Below are 21,510 nucleotides of genomic sequence, written 5' to 3'. Positions count from 1 at the left end.
CGAGTCGAGCTCCAAGGGTATGGGGGATTGGTTAGTGTATTTACTTCGTGATATCGAAAAACACCTTAAGAAAAAGGAAATTGCAGCGGCACGGTTCGGACGTGATGCGGTTGGGGATCCGCGTTTCGTCTTCGATCTGCGTAGAGGAAGGGAGCCGCGCCAACGGACCGTCGACCGGGTGCGCAATTACTTGGACAGCCGGCCATGATGCGGCCGCCTTTGTCCAGCGCCGCCACGGCGCTGCTTCGCGCGCTCATCGAGCGCACCGGCCTACCACGCGATAGGATTTTGCTCCGCGAGTTTCGCTCGGTCGATTGGAATTCACTCAGCTATAGCGGGGAACGGCATGAAATTTCCTTGCGGCTCCCGCCGCCCGATGCCGAGGCCAGGGCCGACGTTTTGGTCGACGGCCTCAGCGAGAACGAGTTCGACATTCCGGGCCACATCCTCGCCGACATCGTGGTGGCTGCCGGCCCCATGAAAGGCGAGGACGGGTCGATCGGGATCGAGATCGAAGCGCTGACGCTTCGCAATGAGTGAGATGGCTTACGAGGCGCGTTTGCGCGCGCCCAATATCCCGGCAATTTGCGAGGCGGCCTGGTCGGAGCCGGGTGCGGGGAAACCGTGGTTGCTGCGCAAAGCGGCCCCTTCCCCCTGCCCGAGCGCCGACGGCGCGCCGCCCACAAGTTTGTGCAACGGCGTCGCGATCGAGGCATAACCCTGGTGCAGGGGCGCCAAGTCGACGCGCTCCCCGGCCACCGGCTGCGACAGCCAGCGTTCCGACAGGCGCATCACCGCAAAGGTCGCGACGAAAATGCTGAGGCCGGTCGCCCCGGCCAGCGCCAGCAATTCACCGCCGGTCCAGCCGGCAGAGAATTGCGGAGCAATAAGCTGCACGCAACGTGCCGCAGCGCCGGCCGCGATGGCCGACGCCCCAAGATCGATACACCAGTCGAATCGTCCCCGCGCCATGGGGTCGAAACTAGGTGGCAAATCTAAACGAGACCTTAGCTGCCCGCAGAAATCAGGTCGGCGATCGCTGCGTTGAAGGCAGGCACGTCATCGGGGTTGCGGCTGGTCACGAGATGGCCGTCGGTACAGGCCTCCTCGTCCACCACCTCGCCGCCGGCATTCTTCATGTCGGTGCGGATCGAAGGCCAGCTCGTCACCGTGCGTCCGCGCACGACGTCGGCTTCGATCAGCAGCCACGGACCATGGCAGATGGCGGCGAGCGGCTTTTCCGCCTCATCGAATGCCTTAATGAGTGCGACCGCCTTGTCGTTGGTGCGCAGCTGGTCGGGATTGATGACGCCGCCCGGCAGGATAAGCGCATCATAATCCTCCATGTCGACCTCCTCGATGAGGAGATCGGGCGTCACGAAGATGGTCGGCTCGTCCTGGACGCGAGCCTGGATCGGATTGCGGCTCGGCGAGGCGATATGCACCTCGGCCCCGGCCTCTGAAAAAGCATCGCGCGGGCCGGTCAGTTCGAGCTCCTCGAACCCGTCCGTCGCCATGATCAAAATCCGCTTGCCGCTCAAATCCTGCATCGTTTCACATCCTTTCCGTTGGGAACCCCATAACGCCTCCGCGAGTCATTGCTATCCGGAAAGGAAGTTGAAGCGTGCAGCATCTGCGTCATTCGAGCGATGAGGAGCCGGGCTTTACCCGCATTCGCCGTGGCAAGGGCTGGTCCTACCATGATGATCGCGGCGCGAAGGTCGACGATCCCGACATCATCGACCGCTTGAACGGCCTCGCCGTGCCGCCGGCCTATCGCGACGTCTGGTTCTGCCGCGACGAGCATGGGCATATCCAGGCCACCGGCATGGATGAGAAAGGCCGCAAGCAATATCGCTATCATGACGACTTTCGCGCGCTGGCCGAGGCCGAGAAATTTGCCGGCCTTGCCGAATTTGGGCGCCGCTTGCCGCGAATCCGCCGCAAGGTCGACAAGGCGCTGCGCCGCCGCAAATTGAGCAAGGAACAGGTCGTCGCCGCCGCCATCCGCCTGATGGACCGCCATCACCTGCGTGTCGGCAATCGCCAATATGCCAGCCGCAATAAGAGCTTCGGCACGACAACCCTGTCCAACCGACATGTCGAGCGATTGAAAACCCGCATCAAGCTCAACTTCCGCGCCAAGCATGGTGTCGAGCGCGACATCACCGTCACCGACCCTTCCCTCGTCCGCGTCCTCGGCCAGATCGAGGACCTGCCCGGCCAGCATCTCTTCCAGTACGAAAATGGCGACGGGCGCGTGCACGCCATCGACAGCCAGGACGTCAACGACTTCCTCAACAAAGCCTCGCGCAGCGACATCACCGCCAAGACCTTCCGCACCTGGGGCGCCAGCGCGATGGCGATGGAGGGGCTGCTCGCGGCGCGGCGCGACAGCCAGCCCGTAACGCTGAAATCGATCGTGGAGCCTGTCGCGGAGATGCTCGGCAACACGCCAGCGGTCACCCGTTCGAGCTACATCCATCCCGACCTGATCGAGGCGGTGAAGGACCGTCCGCGTGCGCCGCTCGATGGCTTCACCCCGCCGTCGCGCGCTCGCAAACGGCTCGACCGATCGGAGACCGCGTTGCTCGCTTTCCTCGAACAAGGCGACCCGCCGCCCAAGTGGCAGCAACGCCTGGCGCGGCGTTTCTTCGGCCGCTAGCGGTTGAAAGTCGCCTCTCGCGGGGCCATTGAAGCCCCCATGAGCGCAGAAAACAGCATTAGCGACGTCGTTGCCGACGTTACCGACCCCGCCGCCGTCGAACAGACGGTCGAAGCGATCGAGGCGCCCGTCGTCTCGACCCTCGACTGGTTTGCCGCCAACTGGGAGGGGCTGCTGGTCGGCTCGCTCATCGCCATCGGCCTGACCGGCCTCATGCTGATCCTCCGTTCGGTCGGCCGCGCCCATCGCAAGCGCACGCAGGACCGGACCAGCTGGACCGGCATCATCGCCGGGGTCTTTGCCAAGACCACCATCCTGTTCATGCTGATCCTCGCCTTCGACGTGGTCGTGAACCAGACCGAAGTGCCGCGGTTCATCGACCGTTTCTTCGACACCGCGCTCGTCATCGCCATCACGCTGCAGGCCGCCATCTGGGTGCGCGAGCTGGTGCTGGGCGTCGTCAAGTCGCGCGCTGCGCTCGAGGAAGACGATCCAGACAGCACGATCGGCAACGCGCTCAGCATCATCCGCGTGCTGGTCAACGTCGCGGTCTTCGCCATCGCCGCGCTGATCATCCTCAGCAATCTCGGCGTCAACGTCCTACCCCTCATCACCGGCCTCGGCATTGGCGGCATCGCCATCGGCCTTGCCGCACAGGGCATTTTCGAGGACCTCTTCGCGGCCCTCTCCATCGTCTTCGACCGCCCCTTCCGCCGCGGCGACACGATCAATTATGGCGGCGCTGCGGGCACGTTCGGAACGGTCGAGAAAATCGGCCTCAAGACGACCCGTCTGCGCGCCGTGTCGGGCGAACAGGTGATCATCGGCAATACCCAGCTGTTGGGCCAGGAAGTCACCAATATCGCGCTCGCCGAACGTCGCCGCATGGAGATCCCGTTCGGCGTCATCTACCAGACCAGTCCGGAAAAGCTGAGCCAGATCAAGGCCATCGTCGAGAGCACCATTCTCGACAATGAAGCGATCCAGCCGGTCCGCACCATCTGCACCGGCTTTGGCGACAGCTCGATCGATTTCATCTTCATCTACGACCATTATTCGACCGACTATGACGAGATTGTCGGCACCAAGAGCCGCATCCTGATCGAGATTACGCGCCTGTTCAGCGAGCATGGCATCGAATTCGCCTATCCCACGCAGACCACCTTCACCTCGGCCCCCGACGGCACGATGATCATGCCTTATCCCGAGGGCTTCGGCGCGATGTTTGCCGATGCGGGCGACAATGACACCAAGGTCGTCGCCGCACCCGACGCCAAAGTGACGGTCACGCCCAAGAGCAAGCCGGATGACATTGCTGCCGAAGCTCCGGGCTCGAGCGATGTCGGCCCGGGCGGCGGCGAAGGCGGCGACGAATAGCAACCGCCGCGCAGCCTGCCCGGTGATGGGCACGAACGAACAAGTTTCGTCCCGCAACCCGCTTGTCTTGACGTTTACGTAAGTGTAAGACCTCCTGCGAAGGAGAGAGACTTGCCCGTTGCCCCCCTCGAAGAGATACGCGCCAAGGTCGGCCAGGAGCTGGGCGCATCCGACTGGATCGAGGTGCCGCAGGCGCGCATCGACCAGTTCGCCGAGGCGACCGAGGACCGGCAATTCATCCATATCGACGAGGATCTCGCCAAGCAGACGCCGTTCGGCGGCACCATCGCTCACGGCTTCCTCAGCCTGTCTTTGCTCTCGCGCATGGGCGCCGACGTCATGCTCGTGCCCGAGGGCACCAAGATGGCCGTCAATTACGGCCTCGACAAAGTCCGCTTCCTGAAACCCGTGCCCAGCGGGACCAAAGTGCGCGGCCGGTTCGTTTTTACCGACATGACCGAAAAGGCGCCCGGCCAGCTGCTCATGAAATACAATGTCACCGTCGAGATTGACGGCGACGACAAACCCGCTTTGATCGCCGACTGGCTCGGCCTCATTTTCACCTAGGAGAGAGATTTATGTCCCGCGATGCCGTCATCGTTTCCACCGCACGCACGCCGATCGGCCGCGCCTATAAGGGCGCGTTCAACATGACCCATGGCGCCACGCTCGGCAGCTACAGCCTTGCTCCCGCCATCGAGCGCGCCAAGATCGACGCCGGCGAAATCGACGATGTCGTTTGGGGCGCGGTGCTCACGCAAGGCACGCAGTTCGGCAATATCGGTCGCCAGGTCGCGCTGCGCGCCGGTTGCCCGGTCGGTGTATCGGGCCAGACGATCGATCGTCAGTGTTCGTCGGGTCTAATGGCCATCGCCACCGCCGCCAAACAGGTCATCACCGACAATATGCAGATCGTCGCCGCGGGCGGCCAGGACTCGATCTCGATGGTGCAGACCCCCGAGATGCGCGTCGCGATGGACCCCGAGCTCGTGAAGATGCACCCGGCCACCTACATGCCGATGCTGCAGACCGCCGAAACGGTCGCCCAGCGCTACGGCATCAGCCGCGAGGCGATGGACGAATATGCGCTGAAGTCGCAGCAGCGCACCGCTGCCGGCCAGGAAAATGGCAAGTTCGACGACGAGATCGTCCCCGTCACCGTCACGATGGGCGTCAAGGACAAGGAAACCGGCGAAGTCTCGACCAAAGAAATCACTGTCGAGAAAGACGAAGGCAACCGCCCCGGCACCACATTGGAGGGCCTGCAGCAGCTTCAGCCGGTGCTCGGCCCGGGCACCAGCATCACCGCGGGCAATGCCTCGCAGCTGTCCGACGGCTCGTCGGCCTGCATCGTCATGGAAGCGGGCGAAGCCGAGAAGCGCGGCCTCCAGCCGCTCGGCCGCTATGTCGGCATGGCCGTCGCCGGCACCGAGCCCGACGAAATGGGCATCGGCCCCGTCTTCGCCATCCCCAAGCTGCTCGAGCGCACCGGCCTCAAGATGGACGATATCGGCCTGTGGGAATTGAACGAAGCGTTCGCGGTGCAAGTGCTCTACTGCCGCGACAAGCTCGGCATCCCCGACGAGATTCTCAACGTCAATGGCGGCTCGATCTCGATCGGCCACCCCTACGGCATGACCGGCGCACGCTGCACCGGCCACGCGCTGGTCGAAGGCAAGCGCCGCGGCGCGAAATATGTCGTCGTGACGATGTGCGTCGGCGGCGGCATGGGTGCTGCGGGGCTGTTTGAAATCCTGTAGCATTGAGCAGTAGGCAGACCGCGCAACGCGCGAACTGCCTACTGTCGAGAGATGCGAAAAGTCGGCCGACTGGTCGCACTAGCGAACCCGATCGACGGGGGCAGGCCGCCCTGCCCCCGCTAGCCGCGCCATCGCGAACTCGCTACCAAACATCGCATGAACCGCAAGCTTCCGGCATTTCCTGCCGTTTTCACCGTGCTCGTCATCCTTGCGAGCATCGCGGACTATATCGACCATATTAGCCGGCCTGACGGGCGCTTCCTCGCCATCTGGCCGCAATGGGCGCTTTTCACTGCGCTGAGCACCGCCTTCCTGCTGATCGTCTATCTCGTCGTCGAACGACTTTTGTCGCGCTTCGCCAAGATGCCGGCCATGCTGGGCGGGGCATTGGCGCTCGGCCTCGCCATCTTCGCGCACGTGACGATCAATGGCGACCTTGCCGCGCGTATCGCTGGCGTCGACAGCAACCTCACCTTCGACCAGCCGCTGATCCCCGTGCTCGTCGCGATGGCGGTCTATCTGGTCCTTGCCATGCTCTATGCGGGCTTGCGCCGAGCCTTGAAAAAATAGGGGCGCCGCCTCCTCCACAGAAGCGACGCCCCACCCTTGCCCGGGTCCTTGAATTTCGTCAGGCGAACAGCATTCCAGCCGCAGCCACCGGTCCGCTGCCGAACATGGCCAGCGTTACCGAAAAGAGCAGCGCAGAGGCGCCACAAGCTTTGATCAAATTGACATTCATCGCTCTTCTCCCTCTTTCGCGTCCCTGTTGATTACACATGTAGTCGATTACAGGTGTAGTCGCAAGAGCATTCGTCGAAGGAGAATGCGCGTTAGTCGTTGGCGCTATCCGCCAGCGTGCGGCCGCGCACCATCACCCAATCCACGTCTTCCAGTACGGTAACATCGGCATAGGGATCGCCGTCAAAGGCGATGATATCGGCCGAATAGCCGACCGCGATGCGCCCGATCTCATTCTCCATGCCGAGCGCGCGCGCCGCGACCAGGGTCGCGCTTTCGATCGCGCCCTGCGGGCTCATCCCCGCATCGACCAGCATCTGCAATTCCTCGGCATTGCGGCCATGGTCGAACACGCCCGCATCGGTGCCGTAGGCGATGGGCACGCCCATCTCGATGGCCATGCGAATGGGCTTGCCGACCTGCGGCATGACTTCGCGAATCTTGGCGTTGACCACCGGTGTGTAGGCGCCCTCGGCCATCATTTCGCTGACCCCGCGAAAGGCGAGCAGGGTCGGCACGAAATAGGTCCCGTTCTCGGCCATCACCTCGAGCGCTGCTTCATCGGCAAAAGTGCCATGTTCGATGGTCGAGACGCCGGCTTCTGCAGCCAGCTCGATGCCCCGCGCCCCATGCGCATGCGCTGCCACGTTGATGCCGAGGCTCGCCGCCGTATCGACGATCGCCTTCATCTCTTCCAGCGTGAAATGCGCGCCAAGGCCCCGCCCCTGCTGGCTCAGCACGCCGCCGGTCGCAGTGATCTTGATGAGGTCCGACCCGTTCTGGCTCGCCAGCCGCACCTTGGCCGCGCATTCGGTCGGACCGGTGCAATTATAGCCGCGATCCAGCGCTTCGTTGATTTCGGGCAGGAAGCCGTTGACGTCGCCATGCCCGCCGATGATCGCAAGGCTCGGCCCCGCCGCAATGATACGCGGGCCGGGAATGACCCATTCTGCGGTGCCGCGACGCAGCGCAAACACGCTATGCTGTCCGCGCGATCCGACATCGCGCACCGTCGTGAAGCCCGCCTCCAGCGTGATCCGCGCATTCTTGACGCCCAGCACCGTATTCCACTCGAACGGCGTCGTCGCCGAGCGCCAGAACTCGCCCGACGGATCGCCCGACAAATGGACATGCATGTCGATCATGCCCGGCATTACCGTCTTGTCCGACAGGTCGTAGACCGTGCCCTGGCGCGGCGCGTCGAGCCCCGGCGTGATCGAAACGATCCTGCCCTTATCGACAATGATCGTCGCCGGCCCGCTCGCCCCCTCGGACGCATCGGCGATCAGGTTCCCGGCAAGGATCGTATCCTGCGCAAAGGCCGGCGTGGCCGTCAGCGCCATCGCACTCGCGGCGGCAAGAAGAAGCTTTTTCATCGGTAGACCCCCTGTCTGTTGGCGGGAAACCTGCCGCGCCTTGATGATCCGCGCAAGCCTTGCGCAGCTTATCCCCCTCTGACACGTTGCCCCCCATGGATGCCGTCGAACTCGTCGCGCTTGCCGCCTCGACCAGCTTGCTAGCAGGCTGGCGGCTCTATCTCGTCACCTTCATCACCGGATTGGGCATGCATTTCGGCTGGGTCCCGCTCCCTGAAAATCTGCAGGCGCTCGACGTCCTCGCCAATCCGTGGATCCTCGCCATTGCCGGCATCGGCACCTTTGCCGAATTCTTCGCCGACAAGGTCGCCTGGGTCGACAGCGCCTGGGACAGCCTGCACTCGCTGCTGCGCCCCCTGGGCGGCGCGCTCCTCAGCCTCGCCATCATCGACGCCGGTGATCCCGCTTTCCAGGTCGCGGCCTTCCTGCTGGGCGGGGGCGCGGCCTTCATGGCGCATACCGGCAAGGCCAGCGCGCGCACCGTCGTCAACGCCTCGCCCGAACCCGTCAGCAACGTCGTCGTCTCCACCGTCGAGGATGTCGCCACCGGCGGCTTGCTGGCCATGGCGATCCTTAACCCGGTCATGGCTGCGGTCGTCGCCCTGCTGATCATTGGCCTTACCTTCTACCTCGTCATGAAAGCGCGGCGGCTGGTCGCGCGAGCGATGAACAAACTGCGCCCGCCACAGGAAAAGATTTGAGCCATCAGACCCCGCACGATTGCGACCCGCGCGCTGCGAGCGCAGCCGACACCGCGCCATCGGGCAACCAGTCTCACCCCCGTTCGGTCCTCATCATGTCGGTGCTGGCCTCCAGCCTCGCCTTCATCGACGGCTCCATCGTCACGGTCGCGCTGCCCGCCATCCGCGCCGACCTCGACGCCAGTGCCGCGGCGATCCAGTGGGTCGTTAACGCCTACTTCCTGCCGCTCGCCGCCTTACTGCTCATCGGCGGTGCGCTGGGCGACCATTATGGCCGCAAGACAATGCTGATGCTCGGCACCGCCCTGTTCGGCGCCGCGAGCCTGCTCTGCGCACTGGTCCCCACGCTCGAAGCGCTCATCATCGGCCGCGCCGGCCAAGGCATTGGCGGTGCCCTCCTCCTGCCCAACAGCCTCGCTTTATTGAACGGCGCCTTCGCCGGCGAGGCCCGCGGCCGCGCGGTCGGGACATGGGCCGCAGCTGGCGCCATTGGCGGCGCGGTCGCCCCGCTGGCGGGCGGCTGGATCGTCGAGAATTACGCCTGGCCGGCCATCTTCTGGCTTTTGGTCCCGCTCTCTATCGCCGCCATCACCATCGCCCTCACCCGCGTCGACGAAGTCACTTCGGGTGACACGAACAGCATCGATTGGCCCGGTGCCGCGACCGCCACCATCGGGCTTGGCGGCATCGCGCTGGCCCTCACCTTCTGGAGCGAAGGCGGCAGCATCACCACCAACGTCGTGACCGCAGGCATCGTGGGGCTGGGCTTCCTCGCCTTCTTCCTTAAAATCGAGCGCGCCGCCGGCGATCACGCCATGATGCCGCTCGGCCTGTTTGGCGGGCAGTGCGTCGTCGCGTTGAACCTGCTCACCTTCCTGCTCTACGGCGCCTTGGGCGCATTGCTCCTCATCCTGCCCTACCTGCTGATCGAAAGCGGCGGCTATTCGGAGACCTTGGCGGGGCTCGCCATCATGCCCTTCCCGCTGATCATCGGTCTCGGCAGCCCGATCATGGGTGGTATCGCCGAGCGCATCGGCGCGCGCCTTCCGCTCACCATTGGCCCGCTTGTCGTCGCCGGCGGCCTCCTGCTCGGGATGCGCATTAGCGAGGGCAGCGATTATTGGACCACGGTCCTCCCCGCCATCGCGGTGGTCGGCATCGGCATGGCGCTGGCCGTCGCCCCCCTGACCAGCGCGGTCATGGCCGCTGTCGAGGAGCGCTATACCGGCACCGCCTCGGGCCTCAACAATGCGGTCAGCCGCACCGGCAACCTCATTGCCGTCGCGCTGATGGGCGGTGTCCTGTCGCTAACGGGCAGCGCGCTCTTCGGCGGCTTTCACGATGCGCTACTCGCCATGGCCGCGGCGGCGGCGCTGGCGGGCGTCGTCGCCTGGTTCGGCCTGTCCAACCTCAATATAGCGAAAGACTAGCGCGGACGTTCGCCGGGCGGGCGCAGCAGCACACCTTCGCTGTCGCCCGGGCCGCGGCTACGTTCGCGAATGGCGCGGTCGCGCCGCTCGAAATCGCGGAACGTCTGATTGGAGATCTCCTTGCCCAGCCGCCATTGCACCACCGGCGTCACGAAGGCCGAGCGCACGGCCGTGCCGTCCGGCCCGATCGCCGGTTCGAACCGGGCGCGCTCGCGGATCAGCCCGCAGCTGCGCGCCACGAACAGCGCATCACCGGCAAAGCTCAGCAGCGAGCACTCCGCTACATTTCCTTCCTCGTCGAGCAGCAGCAGCGCGCGAAACACGCTTTCCTGGTCCTCGTCGAGGGCGAGCAGCGGATAATCCTCGTCGCGCAGCACATCGACATTGCCCTGCGGCGGGGTCGTCACGACATTGCCCGACATGTTGTAGCGGTCCGCCAGTACAGTGCGGCATTCCTGCAGCGCATCGACGACCGCCGTGGCCTGGGTGAGCTTTAGCGAGCGCTCACCCTCGCCCAGCTCGAGATCGACCTGCTCCGCGCCCGACAGGGCCGACAGGTCGTCGCCGAACCAGGTCGTGACCGTCCGCCCTGCTTCATCATCGGAAAAGCGAATGCCCGGAAGGGCGATGTCATCATCACCAACCCGCATGGTCCCGCCTTGCGACAGCGTGTCGCCAGTCACGCGATCGTCGATCAGCGCAATCTCGAAACGGTCACCGGTGGCATAGGGCTTGATCACCAAATGCGTCGCCTCGGCACCCTCGCCATATTTGCGGATGGCCAGGCATTCGGTCTCGCCGAAATCGACTTGCCAGCGACTGCTCGGCTCGAGCGGCTGGGCCTGCGCCGGCATGGCGGTAAGAAGCGCCGCAGCGCCAACGGTCAAACGCAACATGATGAAATTCCTCCCGCCGGCATCAAACCAGCGGGAGCGCTCTCATTCAAGCATGTTTGGCGATGAAATCTTCGACCACCGGTGCGATCCGGTCGCGCCATTTGCCGCCGTTGAAGATACCGTAATGGCCGACGCCCTCGGCGAGCAGGTATTTTTTCTTCTTCTCGGCCAACCCCGTGGCGAGCGTCAGCGACGCCTTGGTCTGGCCGATGCCCGAAATATCGTCGCGCTCGCCCTCGATCGCCAGCAAGGCCGTCTTGGTGATCTCGCCCGGATCCACCACCTCGCCCTTGTGCGTATATTCGCCATTGGGCAGCGCATGGCTCTGGAACACCACATCGATGGTCTGGAGATAGAATTCCGCCGTCATGTCGGCGACCGAGCGATATTCCTCGTAAAATTCGCGGGTGCGGTCCGCGCTTTCCTCGTCGCCCACGACGAGATGCTTGAACATCTCCCAATGGCTCATGAGGTGGCTGCCGAGGTTCATGGTCATGAAACCCGCCAGCTGGAGGAAGCCCGGATAGACCTTCCGCCCCGCGCCGGCATAGACGTAGGGCACGGTGGCGATGACATTCTGCTGGAACCAGGCGTGCGGGCGCTGGGTCGCCAGCGTGTTGACCGCCGTCGGCGCCTCGCGCGTGTCGATCGGCCCGCCCATCATGGTCAGCGTCTTGGGGCTAGCCGGGTGGTCCTCGCCATTCATAATCGCAACCGCGGCATAGGCCGGCACCGAGGGTTGGCACACCGCCAGCATGTGCGGGACCTTGCCTGTTTCGGCATGGATCGCCTCGAGGAATTCGATCAAATAATCGATATAGCTGTCGAGATCGAAGGCCCCGTCCGACAGCGGCACCGTCTTCGCATCCGCCCAGTCGGTGATATAGACTTCATGCCCCGGCAGCATCCGCTCGACCGTCCCGCGCAGCAGCGTCGCAAAGTGGCCCGACATCGGCGCGACGATGAGCAGCGGCTCCTGCCCGCTCACACCCTTCTTGCGGAAATGGAGGAGGTTGCCGAACGGCTTGCGCACGGTGACATCCTCGTCGACCGCGACCGCCTCGCCCTTTACTTCCACCGAATTGATATGGAAATCGGGCTTGCCGCGCGGCGCGGCGGCATGCGCGAACACGTCGAGGCCTGCGGCCACGATCGGGCCCATCGAACCATAACCGAAGGGATTGGAGGGATTGCTGAGCCAACCGGCGCCCAGACCTGCCATTTTCGAAGCCCCCGCGAGAAGCGAGCGCTGCACCTCATAGGCGTCGTAAAGCATGCATGTTCCTGAAATACATAAGGTTGGCGGGTGGTGTGGCCCTTCGCGCTCGCAGCATCAACCCCCCGACTCGCGCTGGATGGTCGAATGCGGTGCGAATGATGCCCTCCTGCATCGCTTGGCCGCCGCTTCGCCGAAAAATGCACGGCAAATATGCGAAAAGTGGCGATTGAGGCGCATGACAAGCGCTGATAGGGGGTGAGACAAGATGGCAACGATCCCTCCCCCCAAGAAGAATCTGTCCAACCTCGCCATGGTCTGGCGCACGGCTGCCAATTATCCCGGCCGGATCGCGATGGCCGTGCTGGCGCTGGCGCTCGCCGCTGGGGCGACTGCCGGGGTGCCTTACGCCTTCAAGCTGATCATCGATCGCGGCTTTGGCGGCGAAGGCGATATTGCCCGCTGGTTCGAATATCTGCTGCTGCTCGTCGTCATCATGGCGATCGCCACGGCGCTGCGTTTCTATTTCGTGAGCTGGCTGGGCGAGCGGGTCGTCGCCGACATCCGCCTTGCCGTGCATCGCAACCTCCTGCGCCTGTCGCCAGCTTTTTTCGAGGAGAACCGCCCTGCCGAGATTACCAGCCGCATCACCGTCGACACGACCGTGATCCAGCAGGTCGTCGGCACCACGGTGTCGGTGGCGCTGCGCAACATCGTCCTCGGCGTGGTCTGTGCCGGTTTCCTCTTCTACATCGCGCCCAAGCTGGCGGGCATGATGCTGCTGGCGCTGCCGCTCATCCTCATCCCGGTCATCATGCTCGGCCGCCGCGTTCGCGACGTGTCGGTCAAGAGCCAGGACCGCATCGCCGATGTCGGCACCGTCTCGAGCGAAGTCTTCGCCGCCATGAAGATCGTCCTCGCCTTCGGCCAGCAGCATCGCGAGACCGAGCGGTTCGGCGATGCCACCGAACAGGTCTTCGCCGTCTCCAAGCGCCGCATCCTCCTGCGCGCGCTGCTGACCGGCATTTCGATCACGCTCTTTTTCTCAGGCATCATCTTCATCATCTGGCAGGGCGCGATCGACGTGCGCGCCGGGCGCATGTCGGGCGGCGATATTGCGGCCTTCGTCCTCTATGGCGGCCTGCTCGCCGGCGCGTTCGGTGCGCTTTCCGAAGTCTATGGCGACCTGCTCCGCGCCGCCGGCGCCAGCCAGCGCCTCAACGAGTTGGTCCAGGAACAGCCCGACATCGTCGCGCCTGCCAATCCGGTGCCTCTCCCCGATCCGGCGCGCGGTCGCCTGACATTCGACAACGTCACTTTCCGCTATCCCACGCGCCCGGGCGAGAAGGCGCTCGATGCGATGAATTTCGACATCCGGCCGGACGAACTGGTCGCGCTTGTGGGCCCGTCGGGTGCAGGCAAGACCACCATCTTCCAGCTCGCCCAGCGTTTCTACGATCCGGCCGAGGGACAGGTCCTGTTCGACGGCACCGACATTGCCACGGTCGATCCCGAGGAATTGCGCCGTCGCATCGCCATGGTGCCGCAGGAAGTCATGATCTTTGCAGCCTCGGCGCGCGACAATCTGCGCTACGGCCGCTGGGACGCGACCGACGAGGATATCTGGGAAGCTGCGCGCGCCGCGCATGCAGAGGATTTCCTGAAAGCGCTCCCCGAGGGCCTCGACACCTATCTCGGCGAAGGCGGCGCGCGCCTGTCGGGCGGCCAGCGCCAGCGCCTCGCCATCGCCCGCGCCCTCCTGCGCAAGGATGCGCCGCTGCTACTACTCGACGAAGCCACCTCGGCGCTCGATGCCGAGAGCGAAGCGCGCGTCCAGGCTGCACTCGATGCGCTCATGGGCACGCGCACGACCATCGTCATCGCGCATCGCCTCGCCACCGTCCGCGCCGCGACACGCATCCTCGTGATGGACGACGGCGCGATCGTCGAACAGGGCACGCATGACGAACTGATTGCCAAGGGCGGCCTCTACAGCCGCCTCGCCAGCCTGCAATTCGACAATGGCAGCTAGGCGCCGAGCAGGAAGCCGACCACTGTCAGCAAGACGACCCAGCTGACCAGCAGCGCCCCTGTCCGCAGTAGCGCCCGCCACCAGGCAATCTTGAGTTCGGCGCGATACCAAAGCGACACGACAAGCATCCACCAGCCAATACCTGCCAGCAGGATGCCGACTCCCTCTAGCGCGGCCAGCGCTTCGTGCCGATTAGTGAGATGGTTGGCGACGGTGAAAAGAAAAGCAAAGATCGCGGTCGGGTAGCAGGCGGCATAGACCGGTGCGCGCAAGCTCGACATGCTGGCCCGCTCGCCGCGCGCGCCGACCATCCACAGGGCTGCAAGCAAGGGAAGTGTCCCGAACAGGATGATGCGCGCACCGACCAGATTCTTTTCGTCGGCCAGAAAGCCTGCCGCGGTGTCGGAAATACCGGAAGTCGTCTCGACAAGGTCCGCAGGGTCGAACAGGTGCAGCAGCCCAATCGTGAGTGCCAGGAAGAGCGGCGGACCGATCATGTCGTCGAAGCTATGCTCTGCATCTTCCTTGAGCTCGCGCTCGACCGCCAGCATCGTTTTGACCGGCTGGCGTAGCATCCACCAGATCGTCATTGGGTAGAAAAGCAGCCAGGACAGCACTTCGTAGACGAGCGCGTCCAGCGACTTGATGAGCCTGTGAAAATCCATACCCGCCCCCAACTTTACGCAATCCAATGTGTAACTTTGCCCGTATCTCGTTCGAAGAAAAGGAAAACTATTGTCGCCGCCACGAGTTGGTGACTGGATAGGAAGGAAATCATGCTCAAGTCTGGAATCGACCGCCGCGCTTTGCTGGGTGCCGCCGCCATCGGGGTGGCGGGAACCGCCTTTGCCATGTCGGGCGGGGCCAAGGTCGACCGCGATGCCTTCCCGGTCCGCAAGACCGACCGCCAATGGCGCCGCCAGCTCGGCGACGAGCGCTATCGTATCCTTCGCCAGTCGGGAACCGAAAGGCCCTATTCCAGCCCGCTCAACGACGAGAAGCGACCGGGCATCTATCATTGCGCGGGTTGCGACACGCCGCTTTTCTCCTCCTCAGACAAGTATGACAGCCGCACCGGCTGGCCTGCCTTCACCCGCGCCATCCTGCCCAACCGCGTCGGCTATGCCCGCGACACGTCATTGGGCATGATCCGCACCGAAGAGCATTGCGCGACCTGCGGCGGCCATCTCGGCCACCGCTTCAACGACGGCCCGCCGCCGACCGGCAAGCGTCACTGCATCAACGGCCTCGCGCTGCGCTTCAAGCCCGCCTAACGCTCGGACATGCTCACCCTCATCCTCGCCTATCTGGGCGGCGTGCTGACCATCCTCAGCCCCTGCATCCTGCCCGTCCTGCCCTTCGTCTTCGCGCGCGGCGACAAGCCGTTCCTCACCAACGGCCTGCCCTTGCTGGCCGGCATGGCGGTGACCTTTGCCGCCGTCGCCACCCTCACTGCATTTGCCGGCGAATGGGCGGGTGCAGCCAATAGTATCGGCCGCTGGATCGCACTCGCCTTGATGAGCGCCTTCGCGCTGATGCTGCTTTTTCCCCGTCTCGCCGATCCCCTGACCCGGCCCCTGGTCCGCTGGGGCGAACGGCTGTCGGCCCGCACCGAGGGCCGCGAGGGCATCGGCGCCAGCCTGCTGCTCGGCGTCGCCACGGGTCTCCTCTGGGCACCGTGCGCCGGCCCGATCCTCGGCCTTATCCTCACCGGCGCTGCCGTCTCCGGTGCCAATGCCGGCACCGCTTTGCTTTTGCTCGCTTATGCCGCCGGCGCGGCCACCAGCCTTGCCGCCGCGCTCCTCGTCGGCGGCAAGCTCTTCGCCGCGATGAAGCGCTCGCTGGGCGCTGGCGAAAAGATCAAGAAGGGCCTCGGTGCGCTCATCCTCGTCGGCGTCGTCACCATCGCATTGGGGCTCGATACGCGCCTGCTCGCCAACCTCTCGGCGGGCCAGACCTTCCAGATCGAGAACCGCATCGCCCGCTTCCTCGGCATGGACGCGCCCGAGCTGACCACCGACATTAGCGGTCCGCTGCCCATCGAGGGCGAATTTCCCGGCCTCCCCGGCCCCACCGGCTGGATCAACAGCGATCCGCTCACTGCCGAAGATCTCGAGAGCAAGGTCGTCCTCGTCGACTTCTGGACCTACAGCTGCATCAACTGCATCCGCGCCGTCCCCTATGTGCGCAGCTGGTATGAGCGCTATGCCGAGGACGGGTTCGTCGTCATCGGCGTGCACACTCCCGAATTCGCGTTTGAGCGCAAGCGCGCCAATGTCGAGCGAGCCACCAAAGATGCGCGCATCACCTATCCGGTCGCGCTCGACAATGACTGGTCGATCTGGCGCGCCTTCGACAATCGCTACTGGCCCGCCCATTACCTGATCGATGCCGAGGGCCGCATCCGCTACCACCATTTCGGCGAGGGCGGATACGACAAGACCGAAGCCGCCATCCGCGCCCTGCTTGCCGAAGCCGGCAAGGCAGACCTTGGCGCGCGCACCGACGGCCCCGATCTCTCCGCAAGCGAAATGCAGGCCGACTTCGCCGCCGTCGAAAGCCGCGAAACCTATCTTGGCAGCCGTCGCACCCAAAATTTCGCCTCGCCCAAGGGAGTCATCGCCGGCACCCCGCAGGATTTCACCTTCCCGGACAGCCTCGCGCTCAATCAATGGGCGTTCGACGGTCGCTGGACGTTCGAGGGCGAACGCAGCGTGTCGGCGGCCGCAGATGTCGGCATCGCCTTCACCTTCAAGGCACGCGACCTCAACCTCGTCCTCGGCAGCCGTGACGGCGAACCCATCGGTTTCACCGTGACCATCGACGGCGAAGCACCCGGCGAGGATGCCGGTGTCGATATTGATTCCTCGGGCCGCGGCACGATCGAGGAAGAGCGGCTCTACCAGCTCGTGCGCCAGCCCGGCGGCGCGCGCGAACGCACCTTCACGATCCGCTTCGACCGCCCCGGCGTGACCGCCTACGCCTTCACCTTCGGCTAACCATATTTGCCGCTAACCCCCCCATAGGTGCGGGAAAAACACGGCGTCGCATTAATCGACAAACGGCAGTGATATTGTCACCTGCCGACGCTATCCTTTGGCATCAGAAGTGATTCAATCCGATTAAGGGGTAGTAACTACATGCGTTTGATGTCGACGGCCGCCATGGCCACCGTGATGATGATGGCAAGCCCGGCTTATGCCGGCGATGAGATCCTGTTCGAGGCCGCGCCCAGCTGGGTTTCCGCTTACAAGCATGGCGACCTTCCCGAAGCCCGCGGCGGCGCCTCGCGCACGCTGATCGACGATATCCAGGTCGGCTTCATCGACGATGCCACCCAGACCCACCGCTATCGCGAAGTCGAATTCCTGACCTCGCGCGGCCTTGGCGCGTCCAACCTCGAATTTGAGTGGGATCCGCTGCTGGAAGACCTTGTTGTCCACCAGATCGCGATCCGCCGCGGCGACGAGATCATCGACCTGCTCGCCGACGGCCAGACCTTCGAAGTCCTGCGCCGCGAAGCGAGCCTTGCCGAAAGCACGTTGAACGGCCGCCTCTCCGCCGTATTCTATCCCGAAGGCATCGAAGTGGGCGACGTCCTCATCACTTCGGTCACCACGGTGCGCCGCGATCCGGTCCTCGCCGACAAGGCGCAGGCTATCTGGACGCTGGGCGATGCCGACAATCTCGAGCAGGTGCGCCTGCGCGTCGTCCGTCCCGCCGATGGCAAGCTCAAGACCATGACCTGGCCCGGCCTGCCTGAAATGGAGGACGACACCGACGACGGCATGCGCGAGCTGACCTGGCAATATCAGGAACTCGAAGAGCTCGAACTGCCCAACCGCGCCCCCGCCCGCTTCCGCCGCAACCGCGTCGTCGAACTGTCCGACTTTGCCGACTGGGCCGAAGTCGCAGAGACGCTCATTCCCTATTACGAGGAAGCGGCGCAGTTCGAAGAAGGCGGACGCCTCGCCGGTGAACTCGACAAGATCGCTGCCGAGCATGCCGATCCCGTCGCGCGTGCCGAAGCCGCGCTCGCGCTGGTTCAGGACCGCATCCGCTACGTCAACATCGCGCTCGGCGCGGGGGGCCAGGTGCCGGCTGCTGCCGACACCACCTGGCGTCGCCGCTTCGGCGACTGCAAGGGCAATACGGTGATGCTGCTGGGCCTGCTGCGCGGCCTCGGCATCGAAGCCGTACCCGCGCTCGTCAGCACCAACGGCAATGATGGCCTCGACGAGCGCCTGCCGATGATCGGCCATTTCAACCACGTCCTCGTGAAGGCCACGATCGACGGCAAGGTCTATTATCTCGACGGCACCCGCCAGGGCGATGCCAAGCTGTCGCAGGTCGATATTCCCGACTTCGACTATGCCCTGCCGCTGGTCGAAGGCGCCGAGCTCGAGCGCCTGGTCGTGCCGCCGCACGAAACCCCGGTGCTCGCCTTCGAGACCTACACCGATTATTCGGCCGGCCTGTTCCAGCCTGCCAAGACCCGCATGGACATCCGCTTCGGTGGCGACACCGCGGCTTTGATCGACGAGAATTGGGAAAGCTTCAAGGAACAGCGCATCGACACGATGATCGAGAGCCTCGAGGAAGAGGACGAGGATTTCGACATCGATGAAGAAGCGACCACGGGCGTCTTCGACCCCGAAGCCAACACCTTCACCGTCAGCATGTACGGAACCGGCCTTGCCGGCGTCGACGACTTCTTCTTCGACGGCAGCGCCTTCCAGAACCCGTTCGTCGCTTTCGAAGAGCGCGAGACCGAGTTCAACGCCGAAGCGCCCTTCACCGTCCAGCATCCCGACAGCTCGTCGAGCAAGCTGGTCATGACCTTCCCGGCCAATATCGGCAAGGCGCTCAACGTCAGCGCCGAGGACGATGTCGTCGAGGCCAATAGCGGCATCTGGACGCGCGACGTCGAACTCGACGGCAGCACGGTTACCATCACCACCGACTTCAAGTCGCTGGATGACGAGATCGGCTATGAGGAGGCCCTCGCGCTCGAAGAACTGATCGAGGATGCCGACAAGCGTACCGGCTATCTCGAAGTCCAGCTCTGGGCCGTGCCCGAAAGCGAGCTGGAAGGCTTTGCCGAGGCCATCGAACGCGCCAAGGCCGAAGATGCCGAAGCCAAGGAAGAGGATGAGGACGAGCCCTATGGCGAGGCCTGGATCACGCAGCTGCGCAACCAGTATGCGATCGCCTTGTCCGCCAATGGCCGCGGCGAGGAAGCCGAGACCATCTGGGCCGAACTTCGCGACGATGCCAATGACGCGCAGAGCCTCAACCAGCTGTGCTGGGACAAGGCCGTTGCCGGCGTGGCGCTCGACCGCGCGCTCGAGGAATGCGACGCTTCGGTGGCCTTGGGCCGCCAGGCATCTAACCTCGACAGCCGCGCGCTGGTCCACCTGCGCCTCGGCAATTTCGACATGGCCGAAGCCGATTATGACGAGGCCATCGAACTGGCCGGCGAAGATGGCATCGCCTCCTCGCAATATGGTCGCTTCCTTCTGATGGAGCGTCTCGGGAAGACCGAGGAAGCCGAGGCCGCACGCGCCGAGGCCCTCGACCTCTACCCGCTCATCGCACTCGAATATGCGGCCTATGCGCCGATCACCTGGCCGGAAGACAATGCCGTCCAGAGTGACGATGTCGCAGCGGAGGATGGCGGCGAATAAGCCGACACTGACGCCAACAGACAAGGCCCGGCATCCCGATGGGGACGCCGGGCCTTTTCTTTTGCCTTGGGGCCCTAGAAGGCCGCCGCGTAGGCCTCGTTACCGACGAAACCCAGCTTCTGCACTTCGGCAGTCTTCACCATCGCCAGCACCTCGTCGACACGCTCGTAGCGGGCATCGGGTTCGGGCTGGAGGTGGAGTTCGGCCTGCACCGGCGCCTGTGTCATCACGAACAGGATGCGCTCGAGCCCTTTGAGGTCGGTCGGCGCCCCGTTCCACAGGATCGTGTCGTCTGAAGTCACGATCACCTTGTTGCGGTCCGGTTCCAGGACGAAATCGGTCGGTGGGGTGTCACCGGGTAGGTCGAGCTTCACCGCATGCGTCTGCACCGGGATCGTGATGATGAACATGATCAGGAGCACCAGCATCACGTCGATGAGCGGCGTAGTATTCATCTCGACCATCGGGCTGGCCTCGGCCGCCCCGCTCGTTCCTGCCTGCATCGCCATACGCACCTCCTTGTGCGCGCGCCGCCCGCAATTGTGCGGACAGCCTCCGTCACGCATTATGTAATGTTATACCATGATAGTGCCGATGCAAGGCAAAAAGAAAGGGCGGCCCGAAAGCCGCCCTTCCCTGTTCGTGCCGATCATGAAGATCAGAACTCGTTCGCGTAGGCCTCGTTGCCGACGAATCCGAGCTTCTCGACATTGGCGCGCTTGGTGGTCGCGAGCACTTCGTCGACCAGCTCGTAGCGGGCATTGGCCTCGGGCTGCAGGTGCAGTTCCGGGGTCGGAACCAGCTGCTGCGAGACGTCGAGGAACTGACGCAGGTCGATCAGCGAAACGGGCGCGCCGTTCCACAGCACCTGGCTGTCCTCGGTGACGACGATCTTGTTCTTGATCGGGTCGACCGGCGGCGGCGTGGAGTTGCTGTCCTGCGGAAGGTCCAGCTTCACCGCGTGGGTCTGGATCGGGATGGTGATGATGAACATGATGAGGAGCACCAGCATGACGTCGATCAACGGCGTCGTGTTGATGTCCATCATCGGCTCACCATCTTCACTGAGGGTCGCTGCTGCCATGAGCGCAATCTCCTAATTAAAGACGCTGAACGTTGCTGCCGGCAGGCGGTTCGGAAATGAACCCGACCCGCGCAAAGCCTGCACGCTGCATCGTGAAAATGGCACCGCCGATGCACTTGTACGGGGTGTCGATGTCACCGCGGATATGCGCCTCGGGGAGGTTGTCCTCGGTGATATTCTGGACACCGCCAGCGGCATCGATGGCTTCCTCAAGTCGTTCGACCGCACGTTCCAGCAATTCTTCGCTGGTGACGGGGGTCACGTCCCAATAGACCTCGCATGTGCCACCCGGGCCACCCTGAACCGACAGGTTCACGTTTTCGGGCTTCGTTTCGGTCGCTTCATACTGGACCGTCGGGAGGCGGACCGGAACGGTCTCGAGCACGACGGGGACGGCGATGAGGAAGATGATGAGAAGAACCAACATGACGTCGACGAGCGGCGTCGTGTTGATGTCGGACATCGGGATATCTTCACCCGATTGATCCATTCCGACAGACATGCCCATGGGCGGTACTTCCTTCTAGTCGTCTAATCCTCCGGCAAGC

General features: G+C 64.1%; 21 protein-coding genes. 12 read left to right on the top strand and 9 right to left on the bottom strand.

Features of this window, described 5'->3' with window-relative positions:
* The first annotated feature begins 204 nt into the window (after positions 1–204).
* Entirely contained in the window at positions 205–540 is a 336-nt protein-coding gene (locus tag NDO55_RS01410) for a hypothetical protein (protein WP_252111710.1), read from the top strand.
* A gap of 6 nt (positions 541–546) precedes the next feature.
* Here the strand turns inward: NDO55_RS01410 and NDO55_RS01405 are convergent, their stop codons facing one another.
* Entirely contained in the window at positions 547–972 is a 426-nt protein-coding gene (locus NDO55_RS01405; protein WP_252111708.1) for a hypothetical protein, read from the bottom strand.
* A gap of 35 nt (positions 973–1,007) precedes the next feature.
* Entirely contained in the window at positions 1,008–1,550 is a 543-nt protein-coding gene (locus tag NDO55_RS01400; RefSeq protein ID WP_252111706.1) for a type 1 glutamine amidotransferase domain-containing protein, read from the bottom strand.
* Between the two features lie 74 nt (positions 1,551–1,624).
* Between NDO55_RS01400 and NDO55_RS01395 the strand changes: the two genes are divergently transcribed.
* The 5 genes from NDO55_RS01395 (at position 1,625) to NDO55_RS01375 (ending at position 6,372) form a co-directional block, all read left to right on the top strand.
* A complete protein-coding gene (locus tag NDO55_RS01395; protein WP_252111705.1) occupies positions 1,625–2,665 on the top strand; it encodes a DNA topoisomerase IB in 1,041 nt (346 codons plus the stop codon).
* Between the two features lie 39 nt (positions 2,666–2,704).
* On the top strand, positions 2,705–4,042 hold the full coding sequence (locus NDO55_RS01390; RefSeq protein WP_252111703.1) for a mechanosensitive ion channel family protein: 1,338 nt from the start codon (positions 2,705–2,707) through the stop codon (positions 4,040–4,042).
* Positions 4,043–4,153: 111 nt separating this feature from the next.
* A complete protein-coding gene (locus NDO55_RS01385) occupies positions 4,154–4,609 on the top strand; it encodes a MaoC family dehydratase (protein ID WP_252111701.1) in 456 nt (151 codons plus the stop codon).
* A gap of 11 nt (positions 4,610–4,620) precedes the next feature.
* Positions 4,621–5,802, top strand: coding sequence for an acetyl-CoA C-acyltransferase (locus NDO55_RS01380; RefSeq protein WP_252111699.1), 1,182 nt, complete (start codon positions 4,621–4,623; stop codon positions 5,800–5,802).
* Positions 5,803–5,958: 156 nt separating this feature from the next.
* Positions 5,959–6,372, top strand: a complete 414-nt coding sequence (locus tag NDO55_RS01375) for a hypothetical protein (RefSeq protein WP_252111697.1) — start codon at positions 5,959–5,961, stop codon at positions 6,370–6,372.
* A 260-nt stretch (positions 6,373–6,632) separates the two neighbouring features.
* On the opposite strand, the gene NDO55_RS01370 is transcribed toward NDO55_RS01375, so the two are convergent.
* A complete protein-coding gene (locus tag NDO55_RS01370; RefSeq protein WP_252111696.1) occupies positions 6,633–7,916 on the bottom strand; it encodes a metal-dependent hydrolase family protein in 1,284 nt (427 codons plus the stop codon).
* Positions 7,917–8,011: 95 nt separating this feature from the next.
* Here NDO55_RS01370 and NDO55_RS01365 point away from each other — a divergent pair, with 95 nt between their 5' ends.
* Both NDO55_RS01365 and NDO55_RS01360 read left to right on the top strand, forming a co-directional pair.
* A complete protein-coding gene (locus tag NDO55_RS01365; RefSeq protein ID WP_252111694.1) occupies positions 8,012–8,617 on the top strand; it encodes a DUF4126 domain-containing protein in 606 nt (201 codons plus the stop codon).
* Complete coding sequence (locus tag NDO55_RS01360; protein ID WP_252111692.1) at positions 8,614–10,047, top strand: MFS transporter; 1,434 nt, start codon at positions 8,614–8,616, stop codon at positions 10,045–10,047. Before NDO55_RS01365 ends, NDO55_RS01360 begins: the two co-directional genes overlap by 4 nt.
* Here NDO55_RS01360 and NDO55_RS01355 read toward each other — a convergent pair.
* Both NDO55_RS01355 and NDO55_RS01350 read right to left on the bottom strand, forming a co-directional pair.
* Entirely contained in the window at positions 10,044–10,943 is a 900-nt protein-coding gene (locus NDO55_RS01355) for an energy transducer TonB (protein WP_252111690.1), read from the bottom strand. The two genes, NDO55_RS01360 and NDO55_RS01355, sit on opposite strands and share 4 nt — an antisense overlap.
* A 46-nt stretch (positions 10,944–10,989) precedes the next feature.
* The gene (locus NDO55_RS01350; RefSeq protein ID WP_252111688.1) at positions 10,990–12,219 is read right to left on the bottom strand and encodes a polyhydroxyalkanoate depolymerase; all 1,230 of its coding nucleotides are present in this window, start codon (positions 12,217–12,219) and stop codon (positions 10,990–10,992) included.
* A 208-nt stretch (positions 12,220–12,427) separates the two neighbouring features.
* Between NDO55_RS01350 and NDO55_RS01345 the strand changes: the two genes are divergently transcribed.
* Complete coding sequence (locus NDO55_RS01345; protein WP_252111686.1) at positions 12,428–14,191, top strand: ABC transporter transmembrane domain-containing protein; 1,764 nt, start codon at positions 12,428–12,430, stop codon at positions 14,189–14,191.
* Here NDO55_RS01345 and NDO55_RS01340 read toward each other — a convergent pair.
* Complete coding sequence (locus NDO55_RS01340) at positions 14,188–14,856, bottom strand: hypothetical protein (RefSeq protein WP_252111684.1); 669 nt, start codon at positions 14,854–14,856, stop codon at positions 14,188–14,190. The two genes, NDO55_RS01345 and NDO55_RS01340, sit on opposite strands and share 4 nt — an antisense overlap.
* Before the next feature lie 111 nt (positions 14,857–14,967).
* Here NDO55_RS01340 and msrB point away from each other — a divergent pair, with 111 nt between their 5' ends.
* The 3 genes from msrB (at position 14,968) to NDO55_RS01325 (ending at position 19,878) form a co-directional block, all read left to right on the top strand.
* Positions 14,968–15,465 (top strand): peptide-methionine (R)-S-oxide reductase MsrB, encoded by a 498-nt coding sequence (gene msrB, locus NDO55_RS01335; protein ID WP_252111682.1) that lies wholly within the window; start codon positions 14,968–14,970, stop codon positions 15,463–15,465.
* A gap of 9 nt (positions 15,466–15,474) precedes the next feature.
* Positions 15,475–17,190 (top strand): cytochrome c biogenesis protein DipZ, encoded by a 1,716-nt coding sequence (locus NDO55_RS01330; RefSeq protein WP_252111680.1) that lies wholly within the window; start codon positions 15,475–15,477, stop codon positions 17,188–17,190.
* A gap of 141 nt (positions 17,191–17,331) precedes the next feature.
* Complete coding sequence (locus NDO55_RS01325) at positions 17,332–19,878, top strand: DUF3857 domain-containing protein (protein ID WP_252111678.1); 2,547 nt, start codon at positions 17,332–17,334, stop codon at positions 19,876–19,878.
* Positions 19,879–19,952: 74 nt separating this feature from the next.
* Here NDO55_RS01325 and NDO55_RS01320 read toward each other — a convergent pair whose 3' ends face one another.
* The 3 genes from NDO55_RS01320 to NDO55_RS01310 form a co-directional block, all read right to left on the bottom strand.
* The gene (locus tag NDO55_RS01320; RefSeq protein WP_252115494.1) at positions 19,953–20,387 is read right to left on the bottom strand and encodes an ExbD/TolR family protein; all 435 of its coding nucleotides are present in this window, start codon (positions 20,385–20,387) and stop codon (positions 19,953–19,955) included.
* Between the two features lie 149 nt (positions 20,388–20,536).
* Positions 20,537–20,962: an ExbD/TolR family protein gene (locus tag NDO55_RS01315; protein WP_252111676.1), complete on the bottom strand. Its 426-nt coding sequence runs from the start codon at positions 20,960–20,962 to the stop codon at positions 20,537–20,539.
* Positions 20,963–20,978: 16 nt separating this feature from the next.
* Positions 20,979–21,470, bottom strand: coding sequence for an ExbD/TolR family protein (locus tag NDO55_RS01310; protein WP_252111674.1), 492 nt, complete (start codon positions 21,468–21,470; stop codon positions 20,979–20,981).
* Between the last annotated feature and the right edge of the window lie 40 nt (positions 21,471–21,510).

The organism is Sphingomicrobium sediminis (assembly GCF_023805295.1).
GTDB classification, from domain to species: domain Bacteria; phylum Pseudomonadota; class Alphaproteobacteria; order Sphingomonadales; family Sphingomonadaceae; genus Sphingomicrobium; species Sphingomicrobium sediminis.
This window is presented reverse-complemented; position numbering and strand designations above follow the sequence as displayed.

What these genes read in the sequence shown, in the direction of transcription:
- NDO55_RS01330 (WP_252111680.1), top strand. Translation starts at nt 15,475, where the DNA reads ATGCTCACCCTCATCCTCGCCTATCTGGGCGGCGTGCTGACCATCCTC.
- NDO55_RS01380 (WP_252111699.1), top strand. Translation starts at nt 4,621, where the DNA reads ATGTCCCGCGATGCCGTCATCGTTTCCACCGCACGCACGCCGATCGGC.
- NDO55_RS01345 (WP_252111686.1), top strand. Translation starts at nt 12,428, where the DNA reads ATGGCAACGATCCCTCCCCCCAAGAAGAATCTGTCCAACCTCGCCATG.
- NDO55_RS01390 (WP_252111703.1), top strand. Translation starts at nt 2,705, where the DNA reads ATGAGCGCAGAAAACAGCATTAGCGACGTCGTTGCCGACGTTACCGAC.
- NDO55_RS01320 (WP_252115494.1), bottom strand. Translation starts at nt 20,387, where the DNA reads ATGGCGATGCAGGCAGGAACGAGCGGGGCGGCCGAGGCCAGCCCGATG.
- NDO55_RS01370 (WP_252111696.1), bottom strand. Translation starts at nt 7,916, where the DNA reads ATGAAAAAGCTTCTTCTTGCCGCCGCGAGTGCGATGGCGCTGACGGCC.
- NDO55_RS01315 (WP_252111676.1), bottom strand. Translation starts at nt 20,962, where the DNA reads ATGGCAGCAGCGACCCTCAGTGAAGATGGTGAGCCGATGATGGACATC.
- NDO55_RS01355 (WP_252111690.1), bottom strand. Translation starts at nt 10,943, where the DNA reads ATGTTGCGTTTGACCGTTGGCGCTGCGGCGCTTCTTACCGCCATGCCG.
- NDO55_RS01405 (WP_252111708.1), bottom strand. Translation starts at nt 972, where the DNA reads ATGGCGCGGGGACGATTCGACTGGTGTATCGATCTTGGGGCGTCGGCC.
- NDO55_RS01340 (WP_252111684.1), bottom strand. Translation starts at nt 14,856, where the DNA reads ATGGATTTTCACAGGCTCATCAAGTCGCTGGACGCGCTCGTCTACGAA.
- NDO55_RS01325 (WP_252111678.1), top strand. Translation starts at nt 17,332, where the DNA reads ATGCGTTTGATGTCGACGGCCGCCATGGCCACCGTGATGATGATGGCA.
- NDO55_RS01375 (WP_252111697.1), top strand. Translation starts at nt 5,959, where the DNA reads ATGAACCGCAAGCTTCCGGCATTTCCTGCCGTTTTCACCGTGCTCGTC.
- NDO55_RS01350 (WP_252111688.1), bottom strand. Translation starts at nt 12,219, where the DNA reads ATGCTTTACGACGCCTATGAGGTGCAGCGCTCGCTTCTCGCGGGGGCT.
- msrB (WP_252111682.1), top strand. Translation starts at nt 14,968, where the DNA reads ATGCTCAAGTCTGGAATCGACCGCCGCGCTTTGCTGGGTGCCGCCGCC.
- NDO55_RS01400 (WP_252111706.1), bottom strand. Translation starts at nt 1,550, where the DNA reads ATGCAGGATTTGAGCGGCAAGCGGATTTTGATCATGGCGACGGACGGG.
- NDO55_RS01310 (WP_252111674.1), bottom strand. Translation starts at nt 21,470, where the DNA reads ATGGGCATGTCTGTCGGAATGGATCAATCGGGTGAAGATATCCCGATG.
- NDO55_RS01410 (WP_252111710.1), top strand. Translation starts at nt 205, where the DNA reads ATGATGCGGCCGCCTTTGTCCAGCGCCGCCACGGCGCTGCTTCGCGCG.
- NDO55_RS01365 (WP_252111694.1), top strand. Translation starts at nt 8,012, where the DNA reads ATGGATGCCGTCGAACTCGTCGCGCTTGCCGCCTCGACCAGCTTGCTA.